We start from the raw sequence: 6,141 nt of genomic DNA, 5'->3' as shown, positions 1-6,141 counted from the left end.
GGTCAGAGGTCGAGGAGAATGGTGCGGGGGCCGATGTTGACGCTCTCCACCAGCATGTGCGCGCGAAACCGGCCGGTATGGACCGTGGCACCGCGTTGCCGCAGCGCCTCGACCACCGCCTCGACCAGCGGTTCGGCCACCTCGGCCGGCGCCGCCGCGGTCCAGCTCGGGCGTCGGCCCTTGCGGGCGTCGCCGTAGAGGGTGAACTGGCTGACCACCAGGATCGGCGCGTCGGTGTCGGCCGCGGACCGCTCGTCGTCCAGGATGCGCAGCTCGTGCACCTTGCGGGCCATCGTCCGGGCGGTCTCGACGGTGTCGGTGTGGGTCACCCCGACCAGCACCAGCAGCCCGTCGGCGATCGCGCCCACCACCTCGCCGTCGACCGTGACGCTGGCCCGACCGACCGTCTGCACCACCGCCCGCATCAGGCCGCGACCGGCTCGATGAAGCCCCGCTCGACCAGGTGCGCCACGATTGGTCCGGCTGCCTCGGCCAGCTCGTCCACGGTCACGTCGTGCGCGACGGCGAGCAGCGCGAGCTGGTCGCGCAGCGGCAGCGCCCCGTCGGCCCCGCCCACCAGGGCCAGCACCAGCGGGTCGATCTCCTCGGTCCAGCGCAGCCCGTGCGGCATGGTGAGGACCTGCCGGTCCACTCCCCAGCCGTCGGGGCCCATGGTGGCCTCCTGGTGCAGCCGGAGCCCGTCGGCGGCGCGGTAGCGCGCGGAGAGCAGCCCTTCGGTGTCGCGCTCGTGCAGCCAGCTCTGCCGGTCGAACCAGCCGGCGATCCGGTCGCCCATCGGCGCTTCGACCCGCTGGCGCAGGTCCTCCACCCGCAGGGTCGGGTCGTCGTGGCCGGCCCGGCGCAGCGAGACGATGCCGAAGCCGATCGCCTCCACCTTGTGCGCGTCGAACCAGTCCAGCCAGTCGGCCATGCGCTGCGGGTCGGCGGCCTCGCCGACGTCGGTCAGCCACAGGTTGACGTACGCCATCGGGTCGGCGACCTCGCGCTGGATCACCCAGGCGTCCAGGCCGGTGCCGGCGAACCAGCCGGCCACCCGCTCGCCCCAGTCCTCGCCGGTCACGTGCACCCAGTTGGCGAGGTACTGCATGGTGCCGCCTTCGGTGAGCAGCCCGGGCGCGGCGGCGGCCAGCTCGGCGCCGATGGCGTCGCCGACCCGTCCGGAGTCGCGGTAGACGTGCGTGGTGGTGCCCGGCCCGACCACGAAGGGCGGGTTGCTCACCACCAGGTCGAAGCGGCGGCCGGCGACCGGCGCCACCATGTCGCCCTGCAACAGCTCCCAGTCCTGGCCGTTGAGCGCGGCGGTGGTGGCGGCGAAGCGCAGCGCGCGCCGCGAGAGATCGGTGGCGGTGACCCGCCGCGCGTGGGTGCCGAGGTGCAGCGCCTGTACGCCCGATCCGGTGCCCAGATCGAGGGCGCTCTCCACCGGCCGCCGGATGGCGGCACCGATCATGGTCTGGGTCGCCCCGCCGATGCCCAGGACGTGCTCGGCGTGCAGCGGTCGGCCGGGGCGGGCGCTGGCCGGCACGTCCGCGAGCACCCACCACTCGTCGCCGTACGGTTCCAGGTCGAGCCCCATCCGCAGCCCGTCACCGTGCCGTTCGACCAACCCCGCGTCGAGCGCCTCGGTGATCGACAGTGGCGCCAGCGCGGCCGCCACGGCGGCCTCCGGCTCGGTCTGCTCGCAGATGAAGACCCTGATCAGGGTGGCGAGCGGGTCCCGGTCGGCGGTGGCGCGCAGGGCGGCCCGGAAGTCGTTGCGGGCTACCCCGCCGGTGGCCTGCGGGCCGAGTCGCAGGGCGATGCCGTTGGCGGTGAACGCGGCCCGGGTCAGGGCGGTCCGCAGCGCCTCGACGCCGGCGGGGGAGAGCAGCATGTCGTGTCCGTCCACACCGTCATCCTGCCTGGTGGCGCCGGGCCCGGGTGCGGCCGCCCGTGACATTCTCAATCAATCGACGAACATCTCTGTCATATCTATCGATCAAACGCTAGCATCTCCTGCAACTCAATCCGAGGGGCGGACCGTCCGGCCAGAAGCCCGGTCGGCCGCCCAGGCAAGGGAGGCAGACGATGTCCTCAGAGTCCACCGCGCGACGGCGCTTCATTCGGGCGTTCGCCGTCGTCGCCACCGCGGCGGCCGTCTCCGCGGCCAGCGTCACCCCCGCGCTCGCCGCGCCCACCGGCGAGATCCGCGGCGCCGGCGCGTCGAACGCGATCAGCGGAAGCTACCTCGTCGTCCTGCGTACCGACGCGGTCGGCGCCGCCGGCACGTCGGCGGCCCGCACCGCGGTGCCGGACCGGGCCAGTTCGCTGGTGAAGCGGTACGGGGGCAGTGTCTCCGACGTGTACAGCGCGGCGCTGACCGGGTTCGCCGCCAAGATGACCGCAGCTCAGGCGGCCCGGCTCGCGGCCAACCCCGCGGTTGCCTACGTGGAGCAGGACCAGGTGGTCACCACCCAGGCGACCCAGAACAACCCGACCTGGGGCCTGGACCGTATCGACCAGCGGAACCGGCCGCTCAGCGCCACGTTCACCTACCCGAACACCGCCTCGAACGTGCGGGCGTACATCATCGACACCGGCATCCGGACCACCCACAACGACTTCGGCGGCCGGGCCACCTGGGGCACCAACACGATCGACACCAACAACACCGACTGCAACGGCCACGGCACCCACGTCGCCGGCACCGTCGGCGGTACGACCTACGGCGTGGCCAAGCAGGTCCGCCTGGTCGCGGTGAAGGTGCTCAACTGCTCCGGCGGCGGCACCACCACCAGCGTGGTCAACGGCGTGAACTGGGTGACCGCCAACGCGGTGAAGCCGGCCGTGGCGAACATGAGCCTCGGCGGCGGGGCCAGCAGCTCCATCGACAACGCGGTGGCCAACTCGATCGCCTCCGGCATCAGCTACGCCGTGGCGGCGGGCAACTCCAACGCCAACGCCTGCAACTCCTCCCCGGCCCGTACCTCGACCGCGATCACCGTCGGATCGACGACCAACACCGACGCCCGCTCGTCCTTCTCCAACTGGGGCACCTGCGTGCACATCTTCGCGCCGGGCAGCAGCATCACGTCGGACTGGCACACCAGCAACACCGCGACCAACACGATCAGCGGCACCTCGATGGCCTCCCCGCACGTGGCCGGCGCCGCCGCCCTCGTGCTGTCGGCCAACCCGTCGTGGTCCGCGGCGCAGGTCAAGACCTACCTGATCAACAACGCCACCACCGGCGTGGTGACCAGCCCCGGCACGGGCTCGCCGAACCGCCTGCTGTTCGTGGTCAACTGACCATGACGTGAACCGGCCCGGCGGACGGCTCGACCGATCCGCCGGGCCGCTTCGCGCCCTGAGTCAGTTGGCCAGGGCGAGGGCGGTGCGGCCGGGGGCGTCCTCCGCCGGGAAGGCCCGGGCCGCGCCGTCCACGTGCACCGTCACCTCACCACCCAGCGGCACGGCGGCGTCGCCGTCGAGGATCCGGGCGGTGATCCGGGTGCCGTCGGCCAGCCGGAGCCCGACCAGCGCGTCGTGGCCGTGGAAGTCGTGCCGCAGGACGGTCGCGGTGACCGCGCCCGGGCCGGCGGCGAAGCGTACCTGCTCGGGGCGGACCAGCACGGTGACCGGGCCGTCGGCCACCGCGCCGGTGACCGGGACGACCCCCAGCGCGGTCCGGGCGGACCCGTGTTCGGCGAACGCCGGCAGCAGTACGGCGTCGCCGACGAAGCCGGCCACCCACGGGTCGGCCGGCTCCCGGTAGACCGTGGTCGGCGTGGCGGCCTGGACCACCCGCCCGTCGCGCAGCACCACCACCTGGTCGGCCACCGACAGCGCCTCGCCCTGGTCGTGGGTGACCAGCACGCCGGTCGCGCCGTCGGCGCTCAGCGCCTCGCGTACGTCGTGCCGCAGCCCCGCGCGCAGCCCCGCGTCGAGGGCGCTGAACGGCTCGTCCAGCAGCACCACCGATGGCCGGGGCGCCAGGGCACGGGCCACCGCGACCCGCTGCTGCTGCCCGCCGGAGAGCTGGTGTGGCATCCGGTCGCCGTATCCGGCGAGCCCGACCAGGGCCAGCACCTCCTCGACCCGGTCGGAGCGCCGGGCGGCCCGGTCCAGGCCGTAGCCGACGTTGTCCGCCACGCTCAGATGCGGGAAGAGCGCACCCTCCTGGGGTACCACCGCGATCCGGCGGCGGTGCGTCGGCAGGTGCCTGCCAGCGCCCGCCACCCGGGTGCCGTCGATGTGGATCTCGCCCGCGTCGAGCCGCTCGAAGCCGGCCAGGCAGCGCAGCAGCGTCGTCTTGCCGCACCCGGACGGGCCGAGCACCGCGGTCAGCTGGCCGGACGGTACGGCGAGATCCACCCCGGCCAGGGCGGTGACCCGTCCATACCGCTTGACCACCCCACTGAACACGACATCGCTCATGCCGCCACCTCGCTTCGCTCGGCGTCGACCTGAGCGTTTTCCGCGCTGCGTTGCCGATTCGCTCGCTGACGCTCGCTCATGCCGCCACCTCGCTTCGCTCGGCGTCGACCTGAGCGTTTTCCGCGCTGCGTTGCCGATTCGCTCGCTGACGCTCGCTCATGTCCGGTCCTCCTTGTCGAGCAACCCGCTGCGGGCGACCAGCAGCCAGGTGGGCAGTGCCGAGATCGCCACCAGCAGTGCGGCGTAGGGTGCCGCCGCCGCGTACGCACCGACGGCCGTACTGGTCCACAGCTCGGTGGCCAGGGTGTCCGTGCCGGTGGGGCGCAGCAGCAGGGTAGCGGGTAGTTCCTTCATGCCGGTGAGGAAGACCAGCGCGGCCCCCGCGCCGATGCCCGGCAGGGTCAACGGCAGGGTCACCGTCCGTAGCACGCTCCACGGCCCTCGGCCGAGCGAGCGCGCCACCTCCTCCAGCCCGGCGGGGGACTGGGCGGCCGCACCGGCCACCGCACCGACCGCCAACGGCAGGAACAGCGTGGCGTACGCCAGGGCCAGCAGCCACCGGGTCTGGTAGAGCGGGTACGCGACGTTGATGCCGAAGAAGATCAGCGAGAGTCCGATCACCACCCCGGGCAGGGCGTGGGCCAGGTAGGCCAGCCGGTCCAGCACGGTGGTCAGCGGGCCCGGCGCCCGCGCCGCGAGCAGGCCCAGCGGCAGCGCCAGCAGCATGGTCAGCGCGGCTCCGGCAAGCGAGACGGTCAACGAGTTCCCGGCCGCGGTGAGCACCTCGGGCAGCGCCCCCGGGCGGGACACCCCGGCCGCGAGCCGCCGCCCCAGGCTGACCGCCGGCACGCCGAGCGCGAGCCCGGCGACGCCGAGCAGCGCCGCCAGGACCGGCCAGCGGGCCGCCCCGAGCGGCAGCCGCGGCGCGGGCCGTCGGGTGCCGCCGAGCCGGGCGTACCGGGCGCCGCGCCGGCGGGTCGCGGTCTCGCCGGCCAGCAGCAGCACGGTCAGCGCCACCAGCACGCTGGAGAGCACCAGCGCTCCGGTGCGGTCGAAGCCCATGTCGAAGGCGACGAAGATGGCCCGGGTGAAGGTGTCGGCCCGCAGGATGGAGACCGCGCCGAAGTCGGACAGCACGTAGAGGGCGACCAGCAGCGCCCCGGCGGCGGTGGCCGGGCGGATCTGCCGCAGCGTCACCGCGGTGAAGGTCTGCCAGCCGCTGCGGCCCAGCGACCGGGACACCTCCTCCTGGGCCGGGTCCGCGCCGCGCAGCGCGGCCGCGACCGGCAGCAGCACGTACGGGTAGGAGCAGAGGGTGAGGACCAGCGCCGCCGGCCAGAACCCCTCCAGCCGGGGCATCGCGGAGACCCAGGCGAAGGCGGCGATGTAGGTGGGCACGGCCAGCGGCAGCGCGGCCAGCACGGCGAACGCCCGGCGGCCGGGCAGGTCGGTGCGGATGACCAGGAACGCGGTGCCGACGCCGAGCAGCACGCAGGCCGTGGTGACCACCGCGGCCAGCCCGAGGCTGCGCAGGGCGAGCAGCCCGACCCGCTCGGTCCACAGCTCCGCGGCGATCCGGTCCCAGCCCGCCTCGGCGGTGCGTACCGCGAGGTAGGCCAGCGGGATCAGGGCGACGGCCACCGCGGCGGTCGAGGCCGCGAGCAGCGTCGGCCGGGGTGCCAGCCGCCGCAGCCGGCCGGGTAC

General features: G+C 74.1%; 5 protein-coding genes. 1 reads left to right on the top strand and 4 read right to left on the bottom strand.

Annotated features, from left to right (window positions below; translation table 11 throughout):
- Positions 1-2: 2 nt before the first annotated feature.
- Both dtd and C1I95_RS11405 read right to left on the bottom strand, forming a co-directional pair.
- Positions 3-425 (bottom strand): D-aminoacyl-tRNA deacylase, encoded by a 423-nt coding sequence (gene dtd / locus C1I95_RS11410; protein ID WP_111213772.1) that lies wholly within the window; start codon positions 423-425, stop codon positions 3-5.
- A complete protein-coding gene (locus C1I95_RS11405; RefSeq protein WP_199523702.1) occupies positions 425-1,909 on the bottom strand; it encodes a DUF7782 domain-containing protein in 1,485 nt (494 codons plus the stop codon). Before C1I95_RS11405 ends, dtd begins: the two co-directional genes overlap by 1 nt.
- Before the next feature lie 179 nt (positions 1,910-2,088).
- Here C1I95_RS11405 and C1I95_RS11400 point away from each other — a divergent pair, with 179 nt between their 5' ends.
- Positions 2,089-3,309, top strand: a complete 1,221-nt coding sequence (locus tag C1I95_RS11400; protein ID WP_111213771.1) for a S8 family peptidase — start codon at positions 2,089-2,091, stop codon at positions 3,307-3,309.
- Positions 3,310-3,372: 63 nt separating this feature from the next.
- Here the strand turns inward: C1I95_RS11400 and C1I95_RS11395 are convergent, their stop codons facing one another.
- The gene (locus C1I95_RS11395; RefSeq protein WP_111213770.1) at positions 3,373-4,437 is read right to left on the bottom strand and encodes an ABC transporter ATP-binding protein; all 1,065 of its coding nucleotides are present in this window, start codon (positions 4,435-4,437) and stop codon (positions 3,373-3,375) included.
- A 156-nt stretch (positions 4,438-4,593) separates the two neighbouring features.
- Positions 4,594-6,129 (bottom strand): ABC transporter permease, encoded by a 1,536-nt coding sequence (locus tag C1I95_RS11390; protein ID WP_111213774.1) that lies wholly within the window; start codon positions 6,127-6,129, stop codon positions 4,594-4,596.
- Positions 6,130-6,141 lie beyond the last annotated feature (12 nt).

It is taken from the genome of Micromonospora craterilacus (assembly GCF_003236315.1).
Taxonomy (GTDB): domain Bacteria; phylum Actinomycetota; class Actinomycetes; order Mycobacteriales; family Micromonosporaceae; genus Micromonospora; species Micromonospora craterilacus.
Note: the sequence above shows the minus strand (reverse complement) of the source record. Positions and strands in the feature narration are given on the sequence as shown.

What these genes read in the sequence shown, in the direction of transcription:
- C1I95_RS11400 (WP_111213771.1), top strand. Translation starts at nt 2,089, where the DNA reads ATGTCCTCAGAGTCCACCGCGCGACGGCGCTTCATTCGGGCGTTCGCC.
- C1I95_RS11395 (WP_111213770.1), bottom strand. Translation starts at nt 4,437, where the DNA reads ATGAGCGATGTCGTGTTCAGTGGGGTGGTCAAGCGGTATGGACGGGTC.
- dtd (WP_111213772.1), bottom strand. Translation starts at nt 425, where the DNA reads ATGCGGGCGGTGGTGCAGACGGTCGGTCGGGCCAGCGTCACGGTCGAC.